The following is a 26,198-nucleotide window of genomic DNA, read 5'->3' as shown; positions in this document are numbered from 1 at the left end:
GCCTCAGTCCTTCGGCACCGTGATCGCGTAGTCCTTCGGCGGCGTGTTGCCGGCGAGGTTGGTCACGAAGTAGTCCCAGCGCCGGCGCATGGCGTATGAGCCCTTCTCCTTGCCGTAGCCGTGGTGCACGTTGGGGATCAGCAGCAGGTCGAAGTCCTTGTTCGCCTTGATCAGCGCATCGGCGACCAGCAGCGTGTTGGACGGCGGCACGTTGTCGTCCAGCGTGCCGTGGACCAGCATCAACTTGCCCTTGAGCTTGTCCGCGTGGTTCTGGTTGGCCTGGTCGTCGTAGTTGGTGGTGCCGTCCTTGTTCACCACCAGCGGGCCCTGGTACTTCTCGGCCCAGTCGTCCTCGTAGTTGCGGTTGTCGTGGTTGCCGCTCTCGGACCAGCCGACCTTGAAGAAGTCCGGGTAGCGGAACATCGCATCCGCCGTGGCGTTGCCGCCGCCGGAGTGGCCCCAGATGCCGACGCGATCGAGGTCGATCCAGCTGTAGCGCTTGGCCAGTTCCTTGATGCCGGCGACCTGGTCGGGCAGCGTGTTGTCGCCCATGTTGCCGTACCAGGTGTCGTGGAAAGACTTCGAGCGCCACGGCGTGCCCATGCCGTCGAGCGCCACCACGATGAAGCCCAGCTCCGCCAGCGCCTGGTTGTCACCGCGCGCGGACAGGAAGTTGCGCCCGCGCACCGAACCGGTCTGCGGACCGGGATAGATATAGTCGATGACCGGGTACTTCTTGTGCGGGTCGAAGTTCGTCGGCTTGAACAGCATGCCGTAGAGATCGGTCTTGCCATCGCGCGCCTTCACCGTGATCGGCGTCGGCGCCACCCAGCCGGCCGCGCGCAGGCGGCTGATGTCGGCCTTGGCGACGGTGGCGAGCGTGTGGCCGTCGCCGCTGTCGCGCAGCACGGTCACTGGCGCGTCGGTCGGCGTGGAGTAGCTGTCGACAAAGGCGTGGCCGTCCGGCGAGAGCGTGATCTCGTGGTTGGCCGCCTCGGGCGTCAGCAGCACCGGCTTGCCACCGTCCAGGCTGACCTTGAAGAACTGCTGGTAGTAGGGATTCACGCCGTTCGTGCGGCCGACGCCGCGGAACCACACGGTACGCGTCTTCGGATCGACCTTGAGCACCTCGGTGACGTTGCCCTCGCCGGTAGTGATGGCGTGCTTGAGCTTGCCGGTCTGAAGGTCGTACAGGTACAGGTTGCCCCAGTCGTTGCGCTCGGAGAACCAGATCGCCTCGTGGCTTTCGGGCAGGTAGAACCAATTGACCTGGCCATTGCCGCTCTCGTAGTAGGTCGGCACGTGCTCTTCGAACACGGTGCGCACCTCGCCGGTCTTCGGATCGGCGATGCGGAACCATTCGTCCTTGTGGTAGCGCGAGGTGGAGACGAAGGCCACCGACTTGCCGTCGCTCGACCACTTCACGTCATCCCAGCCGCCCTCGGGGCCGCAACTGATGTCGTCGCACAGGGTCGAGCGGTGCTGGTCCGGCGCCATCTTCAGGCGCACGACCTTCTTCGAGGGCACGTCGATCACGACGCGCTCGATCATGGTCACGTTCTTGTCGCCGGCCAGCGGACCCTTCCACTGGTCGAGTTCGGAATGACCAACCTGCGTCTTGAGCAGATACATGTCGCCGGTCTTGCGCTCGTCCTGCTGGAAGGTGGCGATCTGCTTCGAGTCGGGCGACCACACCAGGATGGCGTTGTCGGTGTGCTTCCAGCCGGCGTTGTCGGTGGCGTAGCCGAAGTTCTTCACGCCGTCGGTGGTGAGCTGGGTCTCCTTGCCGCTGGCGACGTCGCGCAACCACAGGTTCCAGTCGCGGATGAAGGCCTCGTTCTTCTTGTCGGGCGAGAGCACGCCCGGCTCCTTGCCGGCCTTCTTGACCACGCATTCGCCTTGTGCGGGCTTGAGGTCGCACAGGTAGTGCTTGCCATTGAGCTGGATGTCCAGACGGCCGTCGGCGGCCACCACGTACTCGCGGATGCCGAGTTTGTCGGCCTTCACCGGCTTGGCCAGCGCCTTGCCCAGCGCAGCGGCGAGCCGCGGCTGGTCGAACGCGTCGGAGACCTTGCCCGTGGCCGCGTCCATCACGCGGTAGTGATCGCCCTTGGCATCGTGGTCGACGTACCAGAAATGGCCGTCATCCAGCCAGGTCACGCGTCCGATCGCGTGGTCGACCAGCGGTGCGGTGTTGTTGCCCAGAAAGCGCTCCGCGCGTGCATAGTCGTCCCTGGTCAGCGTGTGGCCCTGCGCCATTGCGCCGGTGGCCGCCAGGGCCAGTGCCAGCGCGCCCGCCAGGCGCGAGCTGCCAATCATCGATGCCATCGTGTTTCCCCTTTTTCAGGACTTGCGAACCGGATCGATCCTACCCTGCCTAAAGTCATGGGACCCATGCCATTAGTGGGGGGCGTTGACGGTGCGGACGACGCAACGGCACGCTCGCGCTTCCCTTCCCCGGAGTGCGCCAATGGCCCTCACCGTGATCGGCAACTATGTCTCGCCCTACGTGCGCAAGGTGCTGGTGTGCATGGAACTCAAAGGCCTGGCCTATGCGATCGACCCGATCGCGCCGTTCATCGGCAACGAGGCGTTCGAGCACATGAGTCCCTTGCGGCGCATCCCGGTGCTGATCGAGGACGGGCGCGTGTTCAACGATTCGTCGGTGATCTGCCAGTACCTGGAGGACACTCGCCCGCAACCGTCGCTCTATCCGGCCGATCCGGCCGATCGCGCGCGGGCGCGCTGGCTGGAGGAATACGCCGATACCGCGCTAGCCGACGCGCTGATCTGGCGGCTGTTCTACCAGAAGGCGATCCGCCGCTACGTGTTCGGCGAGGCCACCGACGAGACGGTGGTGCAGGAAACGCTGGAGCGGCACATCCCGCGCGCGCTGGACTACCTGGAGACGCAGTTGCCGGCCGGGGGATTCCTTTTCGGCGCGGTGTCGATCGCCGACATCGCGATCGCCTGCATGTTCAGGACGGCGGCGTTCGTGCGCTTTGCGATCGATGCGGCGCATTGGCCGCGCAGTGCGGCGTTCGTGGCGCGCGTGCTGGCGCTGGAGCCGTTCTGCAAGCTGGCCCGGCTGGAGGACGCGATGTTGCGCCAGCCGCTTTCGGAGCAGCGTGCTGCGCTTGCGGCGGCCGGGGCGCCGTTGACCGCGGAGACATTCGGCACGTCGGTACCGCGGCACGGTTTGCCGCGCATGTAAGAAGCCATCGCAAGGACGGCTTCAGCCCACCGCCGCGGGATCGATGGTGGGCTGCAGCCCACCCTACGCACCCCGGCTCCCGAACTGCAGTGCCGCCCGCTCCACCAGCCAGTCGATGAACACCCGCAACCGCGCCGGCATCTGCCGCTGCGGTGGATACAGCACCGTCATCGGCAATGCCGGCGGCCGGACCTCCGGCAACAACTCGCACATGCGCCCGTCGGCCAGCTCGTCGGCGATGCGGTAATGCGAGAACTGCGCAATCCCCAGCCCCGCACGACAGCACGCCAGATAGGCATCGGCGCCGTTCACGGTGATTCGTCCCGGCAACGTGATCTCGCGCCGGCGCCGGCCCACCACGAACTCCAGCGGCTCGGGCCGGCGCGTGGTCGGCGAGGCCCAATGCACGGCATAGTGCCCGTCCTCGAGATCGGCCAGCGTCTTCGGCTTGTCGTGTCGGCGCACGTAGTCCGCGCTCGCCACGGTGATCTGCGGCAGCGTCGCGATGCGCCGGCCAACCATGCCGGTGTCGCCCGGATCGCCCACGCGCAGCGCGCAGTCCACGCCCTCGCGCACCAAGTCGACGAAGCGGTCGCCGGTGCCCACGTCCAGTTCGATCTGCGGAAAGCGCGCCAGGAACTCGGGCAAAGCGGGGATCACCAGCAGCCGTCCCAGCGCCGCCGGCAGGTCCACGCGCAGCCGGCCGCGCGGCACGAGCGCCGCCTCGCGGAAGTTCGTCTCCACCTCGTCCACGTCGGCCAGCAGGCGCACGCAGTGCTGGTAGTAGGTCTTGCCCTCGCAGGTGACCCGTACGCGGCGGGTGGTCCGTTGCAGCAACTGCGCGCCCAGCCGCGCTTCCAGCGCCTTGATGGTGTGGGTAACGGTGGCGCGCGGCAGGTCCAGGTCATCGGCTGCGGCGGTGAAGCTGCCCAGCTCCACGATGCGGGTGTACAGCCGCATGGCATGCAGGCGGTCCATTGTTGTTCCAAATGGAAAGTTGTTACCGATTATTGAGTATTTATCGGATCGCTGTCCGAACGCACGATGCGCACACCTTCCACGGCGTAGCTTCGCCATCCCACCAGGAGTAGTCCCATGGAAATGCGCACGCTCGGCCGCAACGGCCCCCAGGTTTCCGCCCTCGGCCTCGGCTGCATGGGCATGAGCGACTTCTACGGCGCGCACGACGACGCCGAGTCGATCGCCACCATCCAGCACGCACTGGACCGCGGCCTCACGCTGCTGGACACCGCCGACATGTATGGCCCGCACACCAACGAGGAACTGGTCGGCCGTGCGATCAAGGGCCGCCGCGAGCAGGCCTTCATCGCCACCAAGTTCGGCATCGTGCGCGATCCGGCCAATCCGTCGGCACGGGGCGTCAACGGCCGTCCGGAATACGTGCGCGCGTCCTGCGATGGCAGCTTGAAACGCCTCGGCGTCGAGACGATCGACCTCTACTACCAGCACCGCGTCGATCCCAGCGTGCCGATCGAGGAAACCGTCGGCGCCATGGCCGAACTGGTTAAGGCCGGCAAGGTGCGCTACCTGGGCCTGTCCGAGGCCTCCGGCCAGACCCTGACGCGCGCCTGCACGGTGCACCCGATCGCCGCGCTGCAGAGCGAGTTCTCATTGTGGACGCGCGACCCGCAGGAGAACGGCATGCTTGCCGCCTGCCGCCGGCTCGGCGTCAGCCTGGTTGCCTACTCGCCGCTGGGGCGCGGCTTCCTTACCGGCGCGATCCGCTCGCCGGACGACTTCGAGGCCGACGACTTCCGCCGCCACAACCCGCGTTTCCAGGGCGAGAACTTCGCCCGCAACCTGGCGCTGGTGGACGAGGTGAAGAAGCTGGCCGCCGACAAGGGCTGCTCGCCCGCACAACTGGCGCTGGCCTGGGTGCTGGCGCAGGGCGAGGACGTGCTGGCCATCCCCGGCACCCGCCGCCGCTCGCGGCTGGACGAGAACCTGGGCGCACTGGACGTGAGGCTCTCCACCACCGAGCGTGCGGCGATCGATGCGGTGTTCCCGCCCAACGCGGCGGCGGGCGACCGCTACGCCGGTCCGTCGATGCAGATGGTCAACGCCTGACGCACGCTTTGAAGCCCTCTCCCCCTGCACTTATCAGAGATGGGGGAGAGGGTTGGGGTGAGGGCCGGGGCTCGCGGAAACGCTTGTCGCGCACGCTTGCAATAGTTGGGTTCCCCGCAAGCGCGCCCCCTCACCCCAGCTCTCTCCCCCATCCCTGATAAGTGCAGGGGCGAGGCAGCTAAAAGCTACACTTGCCGCCATGAGCACCCCCGAACACTCCCCCCTCGGCAAGACCACCATCTACGCCGACCGCTACGACCCGTCCCTGCTGTTTCCGATCCCGCGCGAACAGAAGCGCGTCGAGATCGGCGTCCTTGAGCCGCTGCCCTTCAGCGGCGTGGACATCTGGAACGCCTACGAGCTCTCCTGGCTCGACGCCCGCGGCAAGCCGCAGGTGGCGCTGGCCGAATTCCGCGTGCCCGCCGGCTCGCCGAACATCATTGAATCGAAGTCCTTCAAGCTGTACCTGAACGGCTTCTCGCAGGAGAAGATCGACGCCACCGCCCTGCACGACACGCTGGTGCGCGATCTTTCCGCCGCCGCCGGTGCGCCTGTCTCGGTCACGCTGAGCGCCCCGACCGCAGGCGGCCACGCGATCACCGATCTCCCCGGTGAGCTCCTCGACGACCAGCCGCTGGAGATCGACGACTACGGCCCGCCCAACGCCGGTTACCTGAGCGCCAACCACAACGCCGCGCCGGTGGAAGAAACCCTGCTCTCGCACCTGCTGCGCTCGAACTGCCCGGTCACCGGCCAGCCGGATTGGGGCAGCGTGCAGATCGCCTACCGCGGCGCGCCGATCGACCACGCCGGGCTGTTGCGTTACCTGGTGTCCTTCCGCACGCACAACGAGTTCCACGAACAATGCGTGGAGCGCATCTTCGTTGACCTGATCGCGCGTTGCGCGCCCGAACGGCTGGCCGTCTACGCGCGCTACACCCGCCGCGGCGGGCTGGATATCAACCCGTTCCGCAGTACCGATGCGGCCGCCGAACCGGCCAACCTGCGTGCCGCGCGCCAGTAGTACACAGGCGCGCGCCCGGTAATCGGCGCTTCAGATCGGCGGCGCTAGCCTTTTTCGAAAGCCGCCCCTGCGGCCATCGAAGACCACGGGATACCCGCCATGACGATCCAGACCCGCTCGCTCGCCCTGCACGGCATGGCCCTGGCCGGCCTGCTGCTGCTCGCCGCCTGCGGCAAGCACGAAAACGAAACGGCCACCACGCCACCGGCCGCCAGCACCGCCCCGGCGCCGGCGGTGGCGCATACCGCTCCGACGCCGGCTACCTCCGCGCCACTCCCGGCCGCCGCCGGCACGGCCGCTGCACCCGCGGCCGCCGGCACCAGCGCTGCCGTTACGCCAGCCGCCACCGAGGTGTTCAAGGTCGACCAGGTACAGATGGGCGAGGCCGTCACCGCCGGCTACAAGATCGCCAAGCCGATGACCTCCTTCGACGCCTCGCAGAACACCATCTACGCCAGCGTCGCGACCACCGGCACGACCACCGGCGCCACCCTGAGCGCGCACTTCAGCTACCTGGAGGGCAAGGGCCAGGACGTCACCACGATCAGCCAGACCATCGCCACCGACGGCCCCGCCACCACCACCTTCAAGCTGCGCAACCCGAACGACTGGCCGGCTGGCAAGTACAAGGTGGAGATCGCCATCGATGGCAAGCCGGTGACGAGCGAGACGTTCGAGGTGAAGGCGGCCTGAGGCCAACAGATACGACTCTTTGCGTTCACTTTCTCCCCTTCGGGGAGAGGATCGAGGTGAGGGCATAGGCATGGCTCTTTGCGTTCGCTTCCTCTCCCCTCCGGGGAGAGGATTGAGGTGAGGGCATTAGGCATGGCTCTTTGCGTTCGCTTCCTCTCCCCTCCGGGGAGAGGATTGAGGTGAGGGGCCGGGGCTCGCGGGGAACCCCATCGGAGCCAAGCTCCGATCAAGCATCACCGCTGGAATGCCCCCTCACCCCAGCCCTCTCCCCGGAGGGGAGAGGGAGCAGGTCGCCAGCCCGATCAAGCTTCACCGCTAGAGCGCCCCCTCACCCCAGCCCTCTCCCCGGAGGGGAGAGGGAGCAGGTCGCCAGCCCGATCAAGCACCACCGCAAGACTGATCCGCCGCCCACGCCTCTCTCCGGGGGAGAGGGACGCGGACCCTCAGTGCGTTCGATGCGCCGCTCGCTTGAAACTGCGCATCTGGTCATGCCCCGAGCGCACCGAGCGGAACGTATCGGCGATCAGCGCATGGATGGGCGGACTGACGTCGCCATCCTCCAGTGCATCCTCGAACTTGTGCTTGATGTGGTCCTCGCCGCGTTCGACCTCGTCGATCACCGCGGTTTCATCGTGCAGGCTCTTGCGCAGGTTGGTGAACATGCGGTGCGCAGAGGCCAGCACGCTGCCGTCGTCCTCGGGCGTGCCGCCCAGCTCTTCGACTTTCTGCTGCAGGCGCGTGGCTACCAGGCGGCGTTCGCTGGCGCGCTCGCGGAAAGTAACGCTGAAACGCGGGCTCTGCGTTTCCCGGGCGGCCTCGGCATAGCCTTCGGCGCTGTCGATAGTGGTTTCGATCAGGTCATTGAGTACGCGGATGTCGTGGTTCTGCATGGGAACAACTCTCGTCATCGTTGTGGGCGGTGCGGGCGGTCGATGAACGACGGGGACGCCGCGAGGCCATCGTAAGAACCCGCGGCGATGGCACCGTGAAGCGCCGCGCCATCGCGTGGCAGCCACACGCGCGGGTGCATGCTTGGCCCATGCGCGCCCATGAACCGCTCCCGCCGGTATTCGGCATCGGCCATTCCACGCACACGCTGGAGGCGTTCGTCGCGCTGTTGCAGGCGAACGCGATCGACTGCGTGGTCGACGTGCGGCGCCTGCCCGGCTCACGGCGCTTCCCGCAGTTCGACGGGCCTGAACTTGCCGCCTCGCTGAAGCCGCTGGGTATCGACTACCTGCACCTGACCCCGCTCGGTGGCCGGCGCGGCCGCAGCCTGCCGGCCGGGACGTCGCCCAACGGCTTCTGGCAGAACGCGAGCTTCCGCCGCTATGCCGACTACGCCATGGGCGAAGACTTCCATACCGGTTTCGCACAGCTGCTCGAACTCTCCTCGCAAAAGCGCTGCACGCTGATGTGCGCCGAGGTGCTGTGGTGGCGTTGCCACCGCCGCATCATCATCGACTACCTGCTCGACGCCGGCCGCACCGCCTGCCACATCGACGGCAACGGCCGGGCCGATGCGGCGAAGATGACGCCGGCGGCCAGGCGCGCCAGCGATCACCTGATCTATCCGCCGGAGCCTAGCGACGAGCGTTGAGTCGTCGCGCCACCACCGGATCGAGCGTGGCGAGGAAGGTTTCCACCTGCGCGGTGTAGTCGCCAGGCGTACCCAACTGCTCGTTGATCTGGCGGTGCGTGAGGCCCTCGCCCAGCACCTGCGCGCGCATGTGCAGGCCGTTGGCCTTCGCCGCGAAATTGCGCGCCTGCGGGCAGGACGCCTGCCGACGCGTCGAACACACCGCCAGGAACGGTACGCCGCGGGTCGTCAGCTGCTGCAGCGGCGAGGCCGCACGCCAGTACGCCGGATCGTCGCCGAACGCGGCGTCGTACAGCGGCAGGTGCGGGCCCTGCATGATCGCCACGACGTTCAGCGCGGCGCTGTCCAGCGACACGGTACCGAGCCACGGCAACGCGCCGCGGTCGTAGGCCAGCGCAGGCTCGGCTGCCAGCAACCCGACCAGGTGCGCGCCGGCGGAGTGGCCCATCAGGACGAAGCGGTCGCGATCGGCACCCCAGCCGGCGGCGCGTCCCTGCGCCACCGCCAGCGCGCGCGCCACGTCGCGCGCCTGCTCGATCGGACGCGTGCCCGGCAGCATCCGGTAGTTGGTCGAGATCAGCACGAAGCCACGCGGCACCCAGCGAGCGATCTTGTTCTGGACCACGCTGCGCATCGCCTTGTCGCCGCGCGCCCAGCCACCGCCGTGCACCATGAAGATCACCGGCGCGTGGGTGGCGCCCTGCGCCGGCAGATAGACGTCCATCCGCTGGGCCGGATCGCCGCCATAGGGCACGTCGCGCAGCACGCGCACGCCGGGCGGAATGGTCGCGGGCGTGGTGTCCACGGCATCCAGGCCGGCCGCGGCGCGGCGCTGGGCCAGGCGCTCGCGCAGGTTGCCGGCCGTCGCGGGCAGGCAGAGGGAGGCCAGCAACACGGTCAGCAGGCCGGTGTACAGCGTGGCTTTCGTCGGTTTCATCGCATCCGCTCCCTTAGGTCACTTGCAGTCGAAGGTCTGGCCCTGCGCGTTGGTGCAGGTGCCGGTGTGGCTGAGGCCTTCGCCGCGGATGAGGCTGGTCTGGCCTTCGTAGCGGTTGCCGTTGGCGCCGGTGATCGTGCTGGCGTGCTCGAGCGTACCGTCGGCGCGGGTGGTGCTGCCTTCGTAGCTTCCGCGCGCGCCGCTGGCCCGGGTCTGCCGACTCGCCATGCGCTCGCCGTCCGCGCGGCGCGTACGGGTGCCGCTCTGGCTGACGCTGCCACCGGCCGCGCCCTGCCCGTTCACCAGGTAGCCGGTCTGCATCGAGCCATCCGGATTGCGCTGCACGCTGCGTCTGCTCCGCACCGTTCCCCCGTCGGCCCCCTGGGCCACGACACCGCCCTGGCGGGTGATCGTACCGTCGCTGCTCTTGGTGGTGCGGTGGCCGCCCGTGATGCGGCCACCGGGGCCGACCACGCCGCTGGCGCGCGCGTGGCTGAGGTTGCCCTCGCCATCACGCGCCGTGCCGCCGGCGTGCCAGGCGCGGCGGCCTTCCGGGCCGCTGGCCAGGGTGCCGTGCACGCGCGTGGCGCCACCGTCGGCCGTGCGGTGGGCCGCTGCACGGTGGCGCACGCTGGCCGGGGATGGCGGGGCGACAAGCAGACAGGCTAGACCGAGCGACGCGATCGACAGGCGCATGGCGGATTCCTTTTCGGTTCGAAGCGTCCGGGCTGGACGTGGTGCGATCCTCCCTCGCTCCGCGCGCCGCAGGTGTGTCGCGTACGCACGCCGATGTGAGCGAGTGTTGCGCCTGCCCGCTACGGAAACATCCGTTTACACATCCATCCCCCGCCCGCTTGCCGCCCGGGCAGCGCCCACGCGATAGTCCGCGCCCATGGACCCGGCCCACATCCTGGTCGTCGACGACGACCTGCGCCTGCGCGACCTGCTGGAGCGCTACCTCGAGCAGCAGGGCCTGCGCGCGTTCGGCGCCGCCAACGCCGCGGGCATGCGTCGCGCGCTGGCAGCGCACCACGTCGACCTGATCGTGCTGGACCTGATGCTGCCCGACGCTGATGGATTGGAACTCTGCCGCAGCCTGCGCGCCGAGGGCGTGGATACGCCGGTGATCATGCTCACCGCCAAGGGCGACGACGTCGACCGCATCGTGGGACTGGAGCTGGGCGCGGACGATTACCTGCCCAAGCCGTGCAACCCGCGCGAGCTGGTCGCACGCATCCGCGCCGTACTGCGCCGTCGCCCGCGCGAGGCGATCGGCGCGCCGCAGGCCGAGCAGGCGGCGGTGTCGTTTGGCCGCTTCGTGTTCGATCCGGCCACGCGCCAGTTGCTCGACGGCGAGGCGCCGGTGAAGCTGACCAGCGGCGAGTTTGCCGTGCTCGCCGCGCTGGTCGCGCACCCGTTCCAGACCTTGAGCCGCGAGCGCCTGATCGCGCTGGCACGCGGGCGCGGCCACGAGGCCTTCGACCGCAGCATCGACGTGATGGTGTCGCGCCTGCGCCGCTGCCTGGAGGACGATCCGCGCCAGCCGCGCTGGCTGCAGACCGTGTGGGGCGAGGGCTACGTGTTCGTGCCCGACGGCGGCCGTGCATGAGGCGGGCGCCATCGACCTTCGCGCTCGTGCTGGTGCTGGTGGCCGCCGCGCTGCTGCTGGCGCTGGCGCTGTCCAGCGCCTTGCAGCGTCGCTTCGGGCGGCAGGTGGTGAGCGACAGCTACAGCCGCCTGGCGCTCGCCACGGCGCTGGCCACCGACGAACTGGCGTCGCGCCCGCAGGACCCGGCGGCACGCCAGGTGCTCGGCTCGCTGCGCCTGCTCGGCGTGCACGTGAGCGATGCCCAGCCGCCCGCGCCGAGTGTGCGCCGCATCGCGCCGGCGCTCACCGCCGTGGCACGCACGGCCGGCAGCCTGCTGGGCGACCCGTCGCGGGTGGTCGCCACGCAAACGCCCGACTCGCAGCTGTGGGTGCGCAGCGCGCGCGACCTCGCACGCTGGATCGTGCTGCGCACGCCGAGCTACCGCCCCCGCCTGCTCGATTCGGCGCTGCTGCTCAGCGTGCTCGCCGGCTTGATCGCGCTGGCCGCCGCCGGCCTCGCCGCGCGCCTGCTGACCCGCCCGCTCGAGCGCCTCGCTGCGCAGGCGTCGGCGCTGCTCGCGGGCACACCCACCGACGCCGGCCTCGACGGCAGCCCGCGCGAGGTACGCCGCCTGGCTGCCGCCATCGGCGAAGCCGGCGAGCGCCTGCGTGCGGTCGCGCGCGAGCGCGAGCTGATGCTCGCCGGCATATCCCACGACCTGCGCACGCCGCTGGCCCGCCTGCGCCTGGCGATGGAACTGGGCGACGCCGGTGACCCGGTTCGCCGCGCCGCCATGGTCGCCGATCTCGAAGAGCTCGACCGCGCCCTCGAACAATGCCTGGCCTTCGTGCGTGAGGGCCGCGACGAAGCCTTGCAACCGACCGACCTCACCACGCTCGCCGGCCAATTGCTCGCCCTGCGCCTGCAACCGGACGACTGGCAACTGGAAGGCCCGGCCGAAGTGGCTGTCCCGATTCGCCCGACCCTGCTGCGGCGCGCCCTGGGTAACCTGATGGACAACGCCGAACGCTACGGCGCGCCGCCCTTCACTGTCACGCTCACCCGCCAGGCCGATGCCATCGAGCTCGGCGTCACCGACCACGGACCCGGCGTCGCCCCGGGACTGCTGCCGCGACTGGGCCAGCCTTTCCTGCGTGGCGATGCGGCGCGTAGCGGCGTCGGCAGCGGGCTGGGCCTGTCGATCGCCGCACGCGCCGCACGCCTGCACGACGGCGAGTTGCGCCTGGCCAACCGGTCCGGCGGCGGCTTCGTCGCCATCCTGCGCCTGCCGATTCCGCGGGCCCCGGTGCCGCCCGCGGCGTCGGCGCAATAGGAAACATTCCGGGGGTCGCCACATCGGCCTGCGCGTACAATGCGCTTCAGCGGCACCGGCTCGCCGACGCCCGCCAAGCAGGGGGAACCACCTATGAAACCCGGGACCGCGGAAGCGCCGCCCAGCTCGCTGCGCGTCATCGCCCAGCGTTTGCGCGATGGCCGCCTGGCGCGGCTGGTCGCCAGTTACGGCGAATACCACGTCTCGGTCCGCCGAGCCCTGCTGCTGGCCTTGACCCTGCTGTGGTGCCTGTACTGGCAGTACCTGGCTGGCCCGTCCCACTCGAAAACCGTTTTGACCGGCGAAGCCCTGCTGCTGCGCCCGTGGGCCGGGCTGTTCTTCGCGCTCAGCCTGGCCTGGATGGGTGCGGTGCGGATGCGCGTGCTGCGCACCACCGAGCTGGTCGACGGCATCGGCGCGGCGATGAACGTGCTGGGCATCGGCGTGCTGCTCAGCCTGGCCTGGAACCTGTGCATCTCGATGATCACGCTGCTGCCGCTGGCGACCATCATGGTCGGCACGCGCTTCGGCCGGCGCATGTTCTTCGGTTTCATGGCCGGCTCGGTGCTGGTGCTGGGCATGGCCGCGCCGCCGCATTACTGGCTCGACCGGCCGGCCTTCGTGCCGTTCGCACTGGTGCTGTTGATCGGCTTGCCGCTGACGGTCTACCGCCTGCTCGGCACCATCTCGGCCATCTCGCAGTCGGCGCTGCGTTCACGTGACGCGCAGAGCCGCTTCATCGCCACCATGAGCCACGAGCTGCGCACGCCGCTCAACACCGTGGTGCACGCCGCCTCGCTGATCGACACCGCCACGCTGGAGGCGTCCGACCGCCAGCTGATGCACGCCCTGCGCGCCAACGCCAGCGCACTGCTGCAGCGGGTCAACGACGTGCTCGACGTGGCGGCGATCGACGCCGGCCGCCTGCACTTCGCGCGCGAACCCTTCCTGGTCGCCAACGTGCTGGGCCAGGTGCGCGATGTGGTCGGCCCGCTCGCGCACCAGCGTGGCGTGCGCCTGCGCACCGTGCAGGGCCGCGGGCTGGACGATGCCATGCTGGGCGACTCCGGCCGCATCGCACAGGTTCTGATCAACCTGGGCACCAACGCCGTGAAGTTCACCGCGGCCGGCGGCGACGTCACGATCGAACTGCGCCTGGCCGACAACGGTCTGATCCAGCCGCGCCTGCTGTGCACCGTCATCGACACCGGCACCGGCGTGCCGGACGAGATGAAGACGCGCATCTTCGAACCGTTCTACCAGACCAGCGACGGCCTGGTGCGCCGCCACGACGGCACCGGCCTGGGGCTGCACATCGTGCGCAGCATCTGCCAGCAGATGGGTGGCCGCGTAGCGGTCGGCGACAACCCTGGCGGCGGCAGCATCTTCACCGCCGCCATGCCACTGGAACGCGCCGCACCCGAACAGGCCATCACCGAACCGCTGGATACCGTCAGCGCCCTGGACGCCCATCGCGCCCGTGTTCCGGCCATCACCTGCCTGGTGGTCGACGACAACCGCTCCAGCCGCGACACCCTCGGCCACCTGCTGCGCCGCGCCGGCCACCGCGTGGTTTTCGCCGGCAGCGGCGAAGAGGCCCTGCAGGCGATGGAAGGCCCGCACCGCCCGCAACTGGTGCTGCTGGACATGCACATGCCCGACCTTTCCGGCCTGGACGTGCTCGCCCGCCACCGCCAGCGCCACCCGCACGACACCATGACCATCGCGGTGCTGAGCGCCGACTCCGACCCGGAAGCCATCGAGCAGGCCCTCGCCACCGGCGCCAGCGCCTACCTCACCAAACCCGTCTCGATCGAGCGCCTGCTCGGCTTGCTGCGCCAGGCCGGCAGCCATGCGCCAGCCACGGCGAGCGCCGCTCCCACCCCATCGGCTGCGCTGGAGTCCGCCCCGCGCCCCGCCGAGAGCTCGCTCGCCCTGATTTGCCGCATCGCTACGCCCGAGCAGCGACGCACCTACCTGCAGAGCTGGCAGAGCGAACTGCAGAACGATAACGACCAGCTCCTCGCCGCACTGCGTGCACACGACCGCGGCGCCGTCGCGGCCCGCCTGCATCGCATGCAGAACGCGTTCCTGGTGATGGGGCGCAGCGACGGCGTCCGCCTGTGTACCCAGTTGCGCGAGGCGATACGCCAGGACCGTGGCATCGAAACCGCGCTGGTTGCGCTGCAAGCCGAACTGCAGGCCACCGCCAGGATGTTGCGCGAACGGCTGGCCGAGGTCGGGCCCGGCCGGCTCCATGCCGCGGCCACGCTCCAGTCGGGCTAAGGGCGGACACGGCGCGCATGCCGCACTGCGCGCGATGGTGCGACACGCGGTGCGCAGCGCCGGCTCAACGCGACAGCAAGGCCTCCAGGCTGGCCGCCAGGTCCGACTTGCGGAACGGCTTGGTCAGCCGCGCCAGCTCGGGCGCCAGATCGGCCACGTCGGTATAGCCGGAGATCACCAGCACCGGCAGATCCGGCAGCAAGGCCCGCAACTCGTGCGCCAGCTCGGTGCCACTGGTGCCGGGCATCAAATGATCGGTGACCAGCAGGTCGGGGTGCAGGCCGGCATGGACGACCCGCAGGGCTTCCTCCGCCGAGCCAGCCTGGACCACCGCGTAGCCGAGTTCGGCCAGCATCGCGGCGGTGCTGGCGCGTACCAGCTCCTCGTCGTCGACCAGCAGCGCCGTGTCGCTGGTCCGCGCGTGCTCCGGAGCCTCGGGTGCGGCCGCCGGCGCGCTCAGCGGTTCGCTGCTGAGCGGCAGCAACATCTGGACGTTGGTGCCCAGTCCGAGCGTGCTTTGCAGCAGCAGCGCACCGCCAAGCTGGGAGGCCAGGCCGTGCGCCATTGAAAGGCCCAGGCCAGTGCCCTTGCCGAGCCCCTTGGTCGAGAAGAAGGGCTCGATCGCGCGGGCCATCGTGGTCTCGTCCATGCCGGTACCGGTGTCGGCCACCGACAGGCAGACGTAGGTGGCCGGCGGCAGGCGGGAGCGGTGGCCCGGGCCGATGTCCACGACGGTGGCGGCCAGCCGCAAGGTGCCGCCTTCGGGCATGGCATCGCGCGCGTTGACGGCGAGGTTGAGCAACGCCATCTCCAGTTGGTTGGCATCGGCGCGCGCCGCCGGCAACGGCTCATCCACCTGGACGGCCACATGGATCTGCGGCCCCAGCGTGCTGGCGATCAGCTCGGCCATGCCATGCAGCAGTTTGCCGACGTCGACGGCGCAGGCTTTCAGCGGCTGGCGGCGGGCAAAGGCGAGCAGGCGTTGCACCAGCATGCGGGCGCGCTCGGCGGACTTCAGCGCACCGTCGATGAGGCGCTGCTCGCGCGGGCCGCCGAGCCCGCGCTGCTGCAACATGTCCAGCCCACCCAGGATCGGCGTGAGCAGGTTGTTGAAGTCGTGCGCGACGCCGCCGGTGAGCTGGCCCATCGCCTCCAGTTTCTGGCTTTGCCGCAGCGCCTCCTCGGCCTGCCGGCGCTCGGTGGTCTCCACTGCCTCGGGCATGATCCCGGCGACGACGCCATCGGCATCGACCAGCGGGCGCATGGAGAAATCGAACCAGCGCCAGCCGTCCGCCAGATTCAGCCGCGCCTCGCGACGCAGGCGATTGCCCTGCGCCGCAAGCGCGACCCATTCGCGCACCACCTCGGGCATGCCGGGCGTGCCGGTGAACCACGCAGTCTCCCAGAGCGGCAGGCCGAGCACCTGCTCACGCCGGCATCCGATCGCCAACAGCGCGGTGCGGTTGGCGTCCATCACGATCCCCTCGGGCGACACCAGTCCCTGCAGCACGTAGCTAGTTTCGAACGCCGCGCGCATGCGTGCCTGGTTGGCGCGCAGCTCGGCCGTGCGTTCGGCGACCTGGTACTCGAGCGTGTCGTTGAGATCGCGCAAGGCCAGTTCCGCCCGCTTGCGCTCGGAGTCGTCCAGGAACACCGCGGTCAGCTCGTATGGGCGGCCGTCGGCATCCCGGCTCACCCGGCCGCGACCGTACAGCCAGCGGACCTGGCCGTCGGGAAGGACGATGCGTTGTTCGGACTGGTAGTACTCCTCCCCGCTGGCCAGGAACGCCTCGCGCTCGGCGATAAGCCGAGCGAGATCGTCCGGATGGCACTGCCTGCGGAAGTCCTCGACGGTGAGTTGCGTGGAAGGCGGGTGGCCCAACAACTGCGCGAATGCGGGCGAATGGCTGACGATGGCCAGCGGTGTCAGTCGCAGGGTGACTTCGGCCAACCGACCCGCGTCCATCGCCAGGCGCAGCCGCTGTGCACTGGCACGCAACGCGTCCTCCGCGGCCTTGCGCTCGGTAACGTCGCGCAACAGCACCTCGGTCGCAGGCTGGCCATCCCATGTGACCAGGCTGGCGCTACCCTCGACCGGCACCCGGGTGCCGTCGGCACGCACCAGCAACAGCATGGCCCGTTCGAGCCGGTGGCCGGACAGGATGCGGTCCATGTTCTCGATCACCGCCGGGCGCGCCTCCGGCTCGCAGAAGTCCAGCGGCGAGCGGCCGATCAGTTGCTGCGCACTGTCCAAGCCATGCAGCCGCGCGGCCGCCGCGTTGGCCCAGGCAAAGACATGGTTGCGGGTGATCAGGATCGCGTCGGGGCTGAGCTCGGCCACAGCGCGGAAACGCGCGTCGCTCTCGCGCAGGGCACGCTCGGCAATGGCCCGCTGCACGGCATCCCAGGAACGCGCGGCGGTGTCCTCGACCAGTGCGACCTCCGCCGGCGACCAGCTCCGCGGCTGGCGCGCATTGACGTACAGCGACGCCTGCAGTCGCCCGTCACGCACCAGCGGCACCGAGATGAAGGCACGCGTGTCGATCGCCGCCCAGGTGGCCTGCTCCTGTGCCGGGTCGCGGGTGACATCAGCGACGATCTCGGTGGCGCCACCGCGCTGCCGCGCCACGCTGGCGGCGCCGAAATCGTCCAGCTGGAAGGTGCCCAGGATCGGCGCGACACCCTCGGCATAACAGGACTCGCAGACGATGGTCTGGTCGTCGTCCTGCACCTCGCTGTAGCCGACCCGCGAGGCGCCCATGTGGCGACCCAGCACGTCAACCGTGGCATCCATGATCGCGCGAGGTTCGGCCAACCCGCGCAGGGCTTCCTCCAGCCTCAGCAGAAACGCGTTGCGACGTTCGGAGACGACCCGCCCGGTGGTTTCAAGCGCCACGCAGAGCACGCCTGCCGGGTGCCCATCCTCGTCGTACACCGGCGAATAATCGACATGGAAGAAGGCCTGCTGCGGTGGCCCACCGCGCGAGAGCGTCATCTCCATGTCGCGGTAGCTCAACGTACCGCCGGCCAGCACGGTGGCCTGCACACGGGCGTTGAGCTCGGCGGCCTCGGGCCAGGCGTCCAGCGCCCGCGCGCCGAGCGCCACCGGATGCCGGCTGCCGGCCAGCGCCGCATAACCGTCGTTGTAGAGCAGAATCGCCTGCTCGCCCCAGGACAACGCCATCGGCGAGGGCGCGCGCAAGACGATGCCCAGCGCCACCCGCAGACTCGACGACCAGCTCTCCAATGGCCCCAGCGGCGACTGCGACCAGTCGCGCGCAGCGATCAGCGCACCGGTCTGGCCGGCACCAGCCAGCTCGGCCGCCAGGCTCGCGGATGAATGTGGCTCGGACACGCGCAGGCCTCCTGTCTGCTCGCCCGGCGGGCGTCGGCAGGCCGCAACCCCATCGCTTCCGGGTCCGGCGCGACGCGGATGACCGCAGGCGCGCCACCATCATGAGACGCAGAACGTGCGTGCGCCGTTCAGGCGCTGAGGCGTGAAAAACACGGGTGCTGCGGGAAATCCCCGGAAGCTGCTCCGACGCCGTTGAATCCCCAGGTGCGCGCTTAACCAGGCAACTATCCAGCCGCGGCAGAACCCTATCTCGGGTGGCAGGCCAATGCCGAATCGTGGAAGCGGCGCAGACGCGTACCGGCGCGATTACATGGCGGACTTCGTTACCGCAGTCCGTTGTCGTGGGAGCACGTCCGATACGGATCGGGTTCACCGGCGCAGCAGCCGGCAAGTCGACGGAGAGAATGGCGCGCCCGGAGGGATTCGAACCCCCGACCAATGGCTTCGGAAGCCACTACTCTATCCGGCTGAGCTACGGGCGCGTGGTGTTGCGGGATGCGCGCGGGAATCGGTCGATCCTCGGCGGACGGGCAGTATAGCGGAGTTGGGTGGCGAGGTTCATGCGGTTCCCTCTCCCATCGGGAGAGTGCCCGCAGGGCGGGTGAGGCTTGGGGCGGAGTGGGGATCGAGGCTCGGCCGGAACCTCTCCCCGACCCCTCTCCCGAGGGGAGAGGGGCTTTGGTGCCTGGCTTCGATGGGGGCCTTGGCAAGCCTTGGCCCCTCACCCCAGCCCGCTCCCCGGAGGGGAGAGGGAGCAGAGCAGTTAGAGCGGCTTGATCAGGTCGGACAGGGTGTCCGGCTTGCTGTCGTCGCGGACCAGGTGCGGGTACTTCAGGCCGTCGTGGTAGTCGATGCGGACGGTCTTGTACTCGTCGAAGTTCTTCACCAGCAGTTCGACCGGCTGGCTCTTGTTCTTCGCCGCGGCCGTGACCGCATCCTTCACCGCGTCGGCCGAGTATTCCTTGCCGTTGACCGCGACGATGGTCATGGCGGGAGCCAGGCCGGCCTTGAACGCGGGGCTGTCCCACAGCACGTCGCCGATGCCGCCGTCCTTGCCGATCGACAGGCCCAGCGAGTAGGTCAGGTCGGCCGCGTGGCGGCGCGACTCCATCGCCTTGACCGCCTTGGAGGGCTTGTCGGTGTAGACCAGCTTCCAGCCGTGCGAGGCGATGCCGCCGATCAGCGGGCCGTGGTCGTCCAGGCGCTTGCGCAGGTAGCTGGTCCAGTCGAACGGCGCGATGTCGTTGAGCGTCTTGACCACGTCCTCGAAGGTGTAGGTGTTGACGCTCCAGTCACCGTTGTTCATGCCGAAGAAGGCGCGCGCGAAGTCGTCGATCTTCTTCTTGCCGCGGGTGAGCTCGCGCAGCTTGCCATCGACGTCGAGCCAGATCATGGCGCCGGCGGAGTAGTAATCCTCGCTGGACTGGTAGTTGCGGTAGGGCAGCGGGCTGCGCTGGGCAATGGTCGGGTCGTTGGTGGTGTCCTGCACGTTGCGCCAGCTGGCCAGGCCCGGGCGGCCCTTGTCGTAGGTGGCGGCAACCAGGGCGAACATGTCCAGCGTCTCGTCCTTGTTCCACAGGCCCGCGCGCGCGGCGATGACGTTGCCCCAGAACTGGGTCTGGCCTTCATACACCCACAGCAGGGTGTCGCTCATCGGCACGTTGTAGTTGGGCGTGGTGAGGTCGGCACCGCGGCGGTACTTGCCGTCCCAGGAGTGGTTGTACTCGTGCGAGAACAGGTCGCGCGCGTAGACGTTCTTGTCCCACTCGGTGAAGTAATCGGCCGGCAGGCCGTCCTCGCTGGAGCGGTGGTGTTCCAGGCCGATGCCGCTCATCTTTTCGGTGAGCGAGACCAGGAAGTCGTAGTGGTTGTAGTGGTGCGCGCCATAGAGCTTGTACATCTGCTGGATCAGCTCGCGGTGCGGCTTGAGCTGCTCGGGCTTGATCTCCAGATACTTCGGATCATCCGCCACCAGGTTCATGAACACCGGTACCTTGGCGCCCGGGTCCAGGTCCACGCGCTTGAAGTACTTGCCGGCGAACACCGGCGAGTCGACCAGGTTGGTGTAGTCGATCGGCTTGTAGGTGACGGTATTGCCGTCGGTGGAGGCTACTTCCAGCGCGGTCGCGGCCTTCCAGCCGTCCGGATAGGTGGCGGTGGCCTGCGACATGATGCGGTCGGTGTCGTAGCCGGCCGGGTACAGGGACATCGCGTCCCACTGCAGGTTCAGCATCTCGGGCGTCATCACGATGCGGCCCTGGCTCCTGTCCTGCGGCGAGAGGAACTGGAAGGAGGCTTCGACTTCGGTCGCGCCCTGCGGCACGTCGACGTGGAAGGCATAGACGTTGAGCGGATCGCGCACCCACGGCAGCACCTTGCCGTTGGCCTTGACCACCAGGCCGGCGAACTTGTCGATCGGACCGGTCGGCGAGTGGTGGCCGGGGATCCACTGCGGATAGAGCAGGGTCAGCGGGCCGGGCTGGGCGGGAATGGTCTCGCGCACGCGGAACACGCGGTGGGCGATGTCGGTCGCATCCACGTTGATCTTGATCGTGCCGTTGAAGGGTACGTCGCGCGGCGGCGGCACGTCGGCGAAGGCGGGCACGGCGACCAGCGCGAAGGTGGCGGCCAGCAGGGCGGATGCGAGGGGTTTGTTTTTCACGGAAGAAGCTCTCCGGTGGTGGTGCTCGAGCTCACCGTTGGTCCCGGGGCGTAGCGCAGCGAGGGACATGTGCCGCGCGCCGGTCCTTCGACTTCGGCCTTGCGGGCCTGCGGCCGGGACGAACGGTGAGGGTGGGATGGGTTATTTGCCTGAAGTTACTTGCGCGGGGTGGTGATCACGGTCAGCAGATCCTTGCCATCGGCGCGGACCAGGTGCGGGTATTTCAGGCCGCCGTGGTAGTCCACCTTGACGGTGGTATAGACGTCCACGTTCTTGACCAGCAGCTCGACCGGCGCCTTGCGGGTCTTCGCAGCCTTGACGGCGTCCTTCAGCGTGTCGGGCGAGTAGTCCTTGCCGTTGACCGCGACGATATCCAGGCCCGGCACCAGGCCGGCATTGAACGCGGGGCCGTCCCACTGCACGTCGTAGATGTTGCCGCTCTTGGAGACGGACAGGCCCAACGAGTAGGCCAGGTTGACGTTGTGGCGCATCGATTCCCCGGCCTTGGTCTCGGCGTTGGGGGTATCGGTATAGACCAGCTTCCAGCCACCGCGCTCGATGCCGTGTTCAGGCAACTCATCGCCGGTGTAATCGAGGCGCGTGCGCAGGAAGGTCTTCCAATCGTACGGCTGCACCTGGTTGAGCGTGTCGACCACCTCTTCGAAGGTGTAGGTCTTGGTCACGTAGCTGCCGTTGTCCATGCCGAAGAAGGCGCGGGCGAAGTCGTCCAGCGAGTGCTTGCCATGGGAGAGTTCGCGGATCTGCGTGTCCACGTCCAGCCACAAAAGCTGGCCTTCCGGGTAGAAGTCGGTGCCGCGGCGATAGTTGCCCCAGCCGCCACCGCCGTAATAGGTGAGCGGCGCGGCGTCGGCGGTGTCCTGAAGCGAGCGCCAGGCGCGGCCGGTGCGCGCGGACATGGCCGCGGCGATATTGGCCATCGAGTCGCGGTACTGCTCGGCCGTCCACATGCCCGAACGGGCGGTGAGCACGCCGGCCCAATAGTCGGTCAGGCCCTCGTAGACCCACAGCAGGTCGTCTTCCTCGACCGTGTTGAAGTCCGGCGCCCACAGCTTGGCTGGGCGGCGGAACTTGCCGCACCAGGAGTGCACGTACTCGTGCGGCATCAGGCTGGCCATCAGCGCGTAGGAGCTGTCGTCGGTCAGCATGTCGGCCGGCAGGCGGTCGTCGCTGGACTGGTGATGCTCCAGGCCAAAGTGGCCGGTGTGGTCGGACAGCGTGAGCAGGAAGTCGTAGTGCTCGTAGTGGTGCGCGCCGAACAGCTTGCCGGCTTGGTCGACCAGATTGCGGTGCTGCTTGAGCTGGTCGTCGGAGAGCTTCACCTGATCGGCATCGTCGGCCACCACGTTCAGGTGCACCGGCACCTCGCCCTTGGGGTTCAAGTCCACCCGATTGAAATGCTCGCCGGCGATCAGCGGCGAGTCGACGAACTTGTTGAAGCTGATCGGCTTGAAGGTGGTGCTCGCGCCGTCGCGCGCCTGCACGTCCATCGCGGTGGCGAACTGCCAGCCGGCGGGGAGCGTCACGATCGGCTGGATCTGGATCTGCCGGGTGTAGTAGCCGGCCGGGTAGAAGGCCACCTGGTTGAATTCCACGTCCACCAGATTGGGTGTGGAGGAGGCGCTGGCGCCGAACATGCCGCCTTCGCCCGGCGAAAGGAACTGGAACTGAAGCTGCAGCGCGCTGGCGCCTTCGGGCACGGTCAGGTGCAGCGTGTACATGTCGCGCAGGTCGCGGCGCCATGGCACGCGCTTGCCGTTGGCGGTGATGACCAGGCCGGCAAGGTTGTCGATCGGGCCGGAGGGCGAGTGCTCGCCGGGAATCCATTGGGGGTAGTGCAGCGTGAACGCGCCGGGCTTGGCCGGGATCGTCTCGTGCACTCGGAAGATCTTTTTCGGCGCGTCGGTGAGGTCCACCTTCAGCGTCAGCATGCCCGGATAGGGCTGGTCCACCGGCGGCACCTTCTCCGCCAGCGCACCGAACGACAACGCCGCGCCCAGCGCGACCACCAGCAGCTTCGAACGAACATTCTTCACGGACACTTCCCCTGACGGACAACGGCCACGCCAGGGGCGCGGATGGCGCCCCGATAACCAACGTGACAGCCATCCGATGGTAGGACGAAGGTCACGCCCCTCCCCCTGCCAGAGGTCACGGCGGACGCCGCCCTCTCACCGCCGGTGCGGCACATACGCGAAGGCCCCCGCATTCGCGGAGGCCTTCGCCCGCATCGACGTTGGCGCGGTGTCAGCCGCCGGCTTTCTCGCGCCCCAGCTGGCTGTTGCGCATGCCATAGGCGAAGTAGATCACCAGGCCGATGCCCATCCAGATCAGGAAGCGCCAGATGGTGACCATGTCCAGGCCACCGATCATGTGGAAGCGGCCTTCGGTGACCCACGGCCAGCCGATGATCAGGAACAGCGAGAACACGATGCCCAGCGGCGCGAGCAGCCACAGCGCCGGAGTGCGGAAGCGACGTTCCAGGTTCGGCTGGGTGATGCGCAGGATAAGCACCGAGGCGCAGATCACGATGAACGCCGACAGCGTACCGATGTTCACCAGTTCGGCCAGCTCGCGGATCGGCAGCAGGCCGGCGGCCAGCGCCGTGAAGATGCCCAGCAGCAGGGTCGGGCGGTACGGCGTGCCGTATTTCGGATGCACCTTGGCGAACCAGCGCGGCAGCAGGCCGTCGCGGGCAAGCGCGAACCAGATGCGCGCGGCGCCCAGCATGAAGGCGAACACCACCGAGGCGATGCCGCACACCGCGGCCAGGTCAATGATGCCGCTGACCCAGTGCAGACCCCGCGCCTCGAACACGGCGCTGACCGGCGCCTGGCTGGCGAGGATCATCCCGCTGGTGCACTGGCCGGCTGCCTGCGTGGCATCCACGCAACCGTTGTAGGGCACCATGCCGGTGAGGATCAGCGAGATCGCCAGGTACATCACCATCGAGATGCCCAGCGAGGCGATCACCGCCAGCGGCAGGTCGCGCTGCGGGTTCTTCGACTCCTCCGCCGCAGTGGTCAGCGTGTCGTAGCCGAATACGGCGAAGAACACGATGCTCGCCGCGGCCAGCACGCCGTCCCAGCCGTAGCGGGTGCCGCCCGTCGCGAGCGGATCGTGGATGAGGTCGGGGATGAAGGGAGTCCAGTTGGACGCATGCACGAAGAACGCGCCCACCACGATGACCACCAATACGCCGATCACCTTCATGGTCACCACGACGGTGTTGAAGCGCGCGCCGATCTCGGTGCGCATGATCTGGATCCAGGAAATGCCCAGCGCCACGATCACCGCGATGAGGTTGACCACCTTGCCGCTGTCCGGCTGTGCCGGGTCGTAGGCGCCCTGCAGCCAGACCGGCAGGTGCAAACCGGTGACCTGGATGATCAGCGATTGCAGGTAGTTGGATGTACCGGCCGCCACCACGCCGACGATCAGCGCGTATTCGACCAACAGGTCCCAGCCGATGATCCATGCTGGCAACTCACCCAGCACGGCATAGCCGTAGGTGTAGGCGCTGCCGGTCACCGGGATCATTCCGGCGAACTCGGCGTAGGCCAGCGCAGCGCAGGCACTGCCGATGCCGGCGACAAGGAAGCTCAGGATGATGGCGGGGCCGGCATTGAGTGCCGCTTCATTGGGCGCCAGCACGAACACGCCGACGCCGACGATGGCGCCCACGCCAATGGCAGTGAGCTGCCACACGCCCATGGTGCGGCGAAAATCCTTCGACCCACCGGCCTCGGACTGCAGTTGCTGAACCGACTTGCGGCGTACCAGCCTGGAAAGAAATCCCATCAGGTATCCCCTTGAAAACAAGCGCCGATCATAACGTGGAGCTTGCAAGTGGCTGCAACCCGTGGTTGGGTGGTGGCGTCCGTCGCGCCGTTCCGAAAGCGCACCGACGGCATCGCGGCCCCATTCCAACGAGGCAGCAGCGCCACGGCGACCTTGCGGGAGTTCAGAAAGCCCGGTTGGCTTCCGACGCCCTGTAGGAGCGCACCCCGTGCGCGACCGCCATGCCACAGGGTGCGCTCCTACAGAGGATCCCGAACGGGCGGTTATTCGAGGTTGCCTGCAAGTCCGACCTCAGTGCCCCGCGGTGCCAGCCGTTTGGCCTTTCGCGCTCACCTCCCGCACCGCGGCAGACGGGCGAGCCGGAGCGACCCAGGGCAACGCCAGCGCGGCAAGGCCGAACACCACCAGCATCGCGGCCCCGATGCGGGGCTCGAGCTGGGCCACGCCGAACCAGCGGCCGGTCGCCCATGGCACCAGAGCCGTGGCGAGCACGCGGAGCGCCTCGAACCAGCACGCGGCGCGCCGTCCTTCCATCAGCGCACCGAGCACGGTGAGGCTGTCGACCAGGTAGGCCGCGTAAACCAGCAGTGTCGACAGGCTGGCAGTGGTGCTGAGGTCGAGGAAGTGCGTGGCCATGCCAAGCAGCAGCGCGAACTGCAGCAGGCAGTAGAAGGTGAGCGCACGCGACACCGGCGGGTCGAAGCGCTCGCGATGGATGTCGAAAGCCGGCTTGGGAAAGCGCGCCGCCACGTCGGCCGGTCGCCAGCCGGGCGGCTTGAGCCAGACCAGCAGCTTGTCGCGCCAGCGCCGTGCGTACCAGGCGTCCTTCGCGGCCGCCCAGTACACCTCGGCGTTGGCCCACAACGGGTTCCAGCTGCGCAACGGGGCACGGGTGCCGTAGACCGGCGGATCACTGTCGTCCTCTTCCACGAAGGTGCCGAACAGCCGGTCCCAGACGATCAGGATGCCGCCGTAGTTGCGGTCCAGGTAGCGATCGTTCACCGCGTGATGCGCGCGATGGTTGGAGGGCGAGCAGAACACGCGGTCGAACCAGCCCAGCCGGCCGACCTGTTCGGTATGCACCCAGAACTGGTAGAGCAGGTCGATCAGCGCAACGACCACGAACACTTCGGTCGGGATGCCGGCCAGCGCCATCGGCAGGTAGAACAGCCAGCCCAGCAGCACGCCGCTGCCGGTCTGGCGCAATGCGGTGGAAAGGTTGTAGTGCTCGCTCTGGTGGTGCACCACGTGCGCGGCCCAGAGGATGTTCACCTCGTGTCCGGCGCGGTGCAGCCAGTAGTAAAGGAAGTCGTAGGCGAGCAGCGCGACAACCCATACGGCGATGCTGTCGGCGGGCAGGCTGAAGGGCGCGATGTGCGTCGCCACCCAGGCGTAGATGCCGATCGAGAGCAGCTTGCCGAACACGCCCGCGACCTGTGAGATCACGCCAAGACCGATGCTGCTGATCGCATCGCCTGCACCGTAGGCCGCGCGGCCGCGCCAGCGCGCCACCAGCAGTTCCAGGCCGATCAGCACGAAGAATACCGGCGTGGCCCAGGTGATGATCAGTTCCTGCACGTGCATGGCATGGCCGGCGG

At 68.5% G+C, this 26,198-nt stretch carries 18 protein-coding genes and 1 tRNA gene; 8 read left to right on the top strand and 11 right to left on the bottom strand.

Going from position 1 to position 26,198, the window contains the following annotated elements; all coding sequences use genetic code 11:
* Window positions 1–3: 3 nt before the first annotated feature.
* Window positions 4–2,328: a DPP IV N-terminal domain-containing protein gene (locus ACFWZ3_RS00630; protein ID WP_439705857.1), complete on the bottom strand. Its 2,325-nt coding sequence runs from the start codon at window positions 2,326–2,328 to the stop codon at window positions 4–6.
* A gap of 142 nt (window positions 2,329–2,470) precedes the next feature.
* Between ACFWZ3_RS00630 and ACFWZ3_RS00625 the strand changes: the two genes are divergently transcribed.
* Window positions 2,471–3,214 (top strand): glutathione S-transferase family protein, encoded by a 744-nt coding sequence (locus ACFWZ3_RS00625; protein ID WP_439705856.1) that lies wholly within the window; start codon window positions 2,471–2,473, stop codon window positions 3,212–3,214.
* Window positions 3,215–3,277: 63 nt separating this feature from the next.
* On the opposite strand, the gene ACFWZ3_RS00620 is transcribed toward ACFWZ3_RS00625, so the two are convergent.
* Window positions 3,278–4,192 (bottom strand): LysR family transcriptional regulator, encoded by a 915-nt coding sequence (locus tag ACFWZ3_RS00620; RefSeq protein WP_439705855.1) that lies wholly within the window; start codon window positions 4,190–4,192, stop codon window positions 3,278–3,280.
* A 117-nt stretch (window positions 4,193–4,309) separates the two neighbouring features.
* Between ACFWZ3_RS00620 and ACFWZ3_RS00615 the strand changes: the two genes are divergently transcribed.
* From ACFWZ3_RS00615 to ACFWZ3_RS00605, 3 genes are all read left to right on the top strand, one after another.
* On the top strand, window positions 4,310–5,302 hold the full coding sequence (locus ACFWZ3_RS00615) for an aldo/keto reductase (protein ID WP_439705854.1): 993 nt from the start codon (window positions 4,310–4,312) through the stop codon (window positions 5,300–5,302).
* Window positions 5,303–5,501: 199 nt separating this feature from the next.
* Window positions 5,502–6,326 (top strand): NADPH-dependent 7-cyano-7-deazaguanine reductase QueF, encoded by an 825-nt coding sequence (gene queF, locus ACFWZ3_RS00610; protein ID WP_439705853.1) that lies wholly within the window; start codon window positions 5,502–5,504, stop codon window positions 6,324–6,326.
* Between the two features lie 99 nt (window positions 6,327–6,425).
* Window positions 6,426–7,019, top strand: a complete 594-nt coding sequence (locus ACFWZ3_RS00605) for a hypothetical protein (protein WP_439705852.1) — start codon at window positions 6,426–6,428, stop codon at window positions 7,017–7,019.
* A gap of 443 nt (window positions 7,020–7,462) precedes the next feature.
* Here the strand turns inward: ACFWZ3_RS00605 and ACFWZ3_RS00600 are convergent, their stop codons facing one another.
* The gene (locus tag ACFWZ3_RS00600) at window positions 7,463–7,909 is read right to left on the bottom strand and encodes a PA2169 family four-helix-bundle protein (RefSeq protein WP_439705851.1); all 447 of its coding nucleotides are present in this window, start codon (window positions 7,907–7,909) and stop codon (window positions 7,463–7,465) included.
* Between the two features lie 149 nt (window positions 7,910–8,058).
* On the opposite strand from ACFWZ3_RS00600, the gene ACFWZ3_RS00595 reads away from it, so the two are divergent.
* The gene (locus ACFWZ3_RS00595; RefSeq protein WP_439705850.1) at window positions 8,059–8,619 is read left to right on the top strand and encodes a DUF488 domain-containing protein; all 561 of its coding nucleotides are present in this window, start codon (window positions 8,059–8,061) and stop codon (window positions 8,617–8,619) included.
* Here ACFWZ3_RS00595 and ACFWZ3_RS00590 read toward each other — a convergent pair.
* Both ACFWZ3_RS00590 and ACFWZ3_RS00585 read right to left on the bottom strand, forming a co-directional pair.
* A complete protein-coding gene (locus ACFWZ3_RS00590; protein WP_439705849.1) occupies window positions 8,603–9,556 on the bottom strand; it encodes an alpha/beta hydrolase in 954 nt (317 codons plus the stop codon). The two genes, ACFWZ3_RS00595 and ACFWZ3_RS00590, sit on opposite strands and share 17 nt — an antisense overlap.
* 18 nt (window positions 9,557–9,574) lie before the next feature.
* Window positions 9,575–10,252, bottom strand: coding sequence for a hypothetical protein (locus ACFWZ3_RS00585; protein ID WP_439705848.1), 678 nt, complete (start codon window positions 10,250–10,252; stop codon window positions 9,575–9,577).
* Window positions 10,253–10,448: 196 nt separating this feature from the next.
* Here ACFWZ3_RS00585 and ompR point away from each other — a divergent pair, with 196 nt between their 5' ends.
* From ompR to ACFWZ3_RS00570, 3 genes are all read left to right on the top strand, one after another.
* Window positions 10,449–11,165 carry an osmolarity response regulator transcription factor OmpR gene (gene ompR, locus ACFWZ3_RS00580; RefSeq protein WP_439705847.1) on the top strand — a complete coding sequence of 239 codons (717 nt, stop codon included), beginning with the start codon at window positions 10,449–10,451 and terminating at the stop codon, window positions 11,163–11,165.
* The gene (locus ACFWZ3_RS00575) at window positions 11,162–12,478 is read left to right on the top strand and encodes an ATP-binding protein (protein ID WP_439705846.1); all 1,317 of its coding nucleotides are present in this window, start codon (window positions 11,162–11,164) and stop codon (window positions 12,476–12,478) included. Before ompR ends, ACFWZ3_RS00575 begins: the two co-directional genes overlap by 4 nt.
* A 93-nt stretch (window positions 12,479–12,571) precedes the next feature.
* Window positions 12,572–14,764, top strand: a complete 2,193-nt coding sequence (locus tag ACFWZ3_RS00570; protein ID WP_439705845.1) for an ATP-binding protein — start codon at window positions 12,572–12,574, stop codon at window positions 14,762–14,764.
* A 64-nt stretch (window positions 14,765–14,828) separates the two neighbouring features.
* Here ACFWZ3_RS00570 and ACFWZ3_RS00565 read toward each other — a convergent pair whose 3' ends face one another.
* The 6 genes from ACFWZ3_RS00565 to ACFWZ3_RS00540 form a co-directional block, all read right to left on the bottom strand.
* Window positions 14,829–18,119, bottom strand: a complete 3,291-nt coding sequence (locus ACFWZ3_RS00565) for a PAS domain S-box protein (RefSeq protein WP_439705844.1) — start codon at window positions 18,117–18,119, stop codon at window positions 14,829–14,831.
* 405 nt (window positions 18,120–18,524) lie between these two features.
* Window positions 18,525–18,601: transfer RNA gene (locus ACFWZ3_RS00560), tRNA-Arg, on the bottom strand.
* Window positions 18,602–18,882: 281 nt separating this feature from the next.
* Window positions 18,883–20,781 carry a M61 family metallopeptidase gene (locus ACFWZ3_RS00555; protein ID WP_439705843.1) on the bottom strand — a complete coding sequence of 633 codons (1,899 nt, stop codon included), beginning with the start codon at window positions 20,779–20,781 and terminating at the stop codon, window positions 18,883–18,885.
* 155 nt (window positions 20,782–20,936) lie between these two features.
* On the bottom strand, window positions 20,937–22,835 hold the full coding sequence (locus ACFWZ3_RS00550) for a M61 family metallopeptidase (RefSeq protein WP_439705842.1): 1,899 nt from the start codon (window positions 22,833–22,835) through the stop codon (window positions 20,937–20,939).
* A 211-nt stretch (window positions 22,836–23,046) separates the two neighbouring features.
* The gene (locus ACFWZ3_RS00545; protein WP_439705841.1) at window positions 23,047–24,600 is read right to left on the bottom strand and encodes an amino acid permease; all 1,554 of its coding nucleotides are present in this window, start codon (window positions 24,598–24,600) and stop codon (window positions 23,047–23,049) included.
* Window positions 24,601–24,891: 291 nt separating this feature from the next.
* Window positions 24,892–26,184 carry a sterol desaturase family protein gene (locus ACFWZ3_RS00540; RefSeq protein ID WP_439706197.1) on the bottom strand — a complete coding sequence of 431 codons (1,293 nt, stop codon included), beginning with the start codon at window positions 26,182–26,184 and terminating at the stop codon, window positions 24,892–24,894.
* Window positions 26,185–26,198: the final 14 nt, after the last annotated feature.

The sequence above is a fragment of the Frateuria sp. GZRR35 genome (genome assembly GCF_051900415.1).
In the GTDB taxonomy this organism is placed as follows: Bacteria; Pseudomonadota; Gammaproteobacteria; order Xanthomonadales; family Rhodanobacteraceae; genus Frateuria_A.
Note: the sequence above shows the minus strand (reverse complement) of the source record. Positions and strands in the feature narration are given on the sequence as shown.

Bases quoted from the DNA above. Each gene is read 5' to 3' on its own strand.
- ACFWZ3_RS00585 (WP_439705848.1), bottom strand. From the start codon at position 10,252: ATGCGCCTGTCGATCGCGTCGCTCGGTCTAGCCTGTCTGCTTGTCGCC.
- ACFWZ3_RS00630 (WP_439705857.1), bottom strand. From the start codon at position 2,328: ATGGCATCGATGATTGGCAGCTCGCGCCTGGCGGGCGCGCTGGCACTG.
- ACFWZ3_RS00575 (WP_439705846.1), top strand. From the start codon at position 11,162: ATGAGGCGGGCGCCATCGACCTTCGCGCTCGTGCTGGTGCTGGTGGCC.
- ACFWZ3_RS00620 (WP_439705855.1), bottom strand. From the start codon at position 4,192: ATGGACCGCCTGCATGCCATGCGGCTGTACACCCGCATCGTGGAGCTG.
- ACFWZ3_RS00595 (WP_439705850.1), top strand. From the start codon at position 8,059: ATGCGCGCCCATGAACCGCTCCCGCCGGTATTCGGCATCGGCCATTCC.
- ACFWZ3_RS00600 (WP_439705851.1), bottom strand. From the start codon at position 7,909: ATGCAGAACCACGACATCCGCGTACTCAATGACCTGATCGAAACCACT.
- ACFWZ3_RS00615 (WP_439705854.1), top strand. From the start codon at position 4,310: ATGGAAATGCGCACGCTCGGCCGCAACGGCCCCCAGGTTTCCGCCCTC.
- ompR (WP_439705847.1), top strand. From the start codon at position 10,449: ATGGACCCGGCCCACATCCTGGTCGTCGACGACGACCTGCGCCTGCGC.
- ACFWZ3_RS00540 (WP_439706197.1), bottom strand. From the start codon at position 26,184: ATGCACGTGCAGGAACTGATCATCACCTGGGCCACGCCGGTATTCTTC.
- ACFWZ3_RS00625 (WP_439705856.1), top strand. From the start codon at position 2,471: ATGGCCCTCACCGTGATCGGCAACTATGTCTCGCCCTACGTGCGCAAG.
- ACFWZ3_RS00570 (WP_439705845.1), top strand. From the start codon at position 12,572: ATGAAACCCGGGACCGCGGAAGCGCCGCCCAGCTCGCTGCGCGTCATC.
- ACFWZ3_RS00545 (WP_439705841.1), bottom strand. From the start codon at position 24,600: ATGGGATTTCTTTCCAGGCTGGTACGCCGCAAGTCGGTTCAGCAACTG.
- ACFWZ3_RS00605 (WP_439705852.1), top strand. From the start codon at position 6,426: ATGACGATCCAGACCCGCTCGCTCGCCCTGCACGGCATGGCCCTGGCC.
- ACFWZ3_RS00590 (WP_439705849.1), bottom strand. From the start codon at position 9,556: ATGAAACCGACGAAAGCCACGCTGTACACCGGCCTGCTGACCGTGTTG.
- queF (WP_439705853.1), top strand. From the start codon at position 5,502: ATGAGCACCCCCGAACACTCCCCCCTCGGCAAGACCACCATCTACGCC.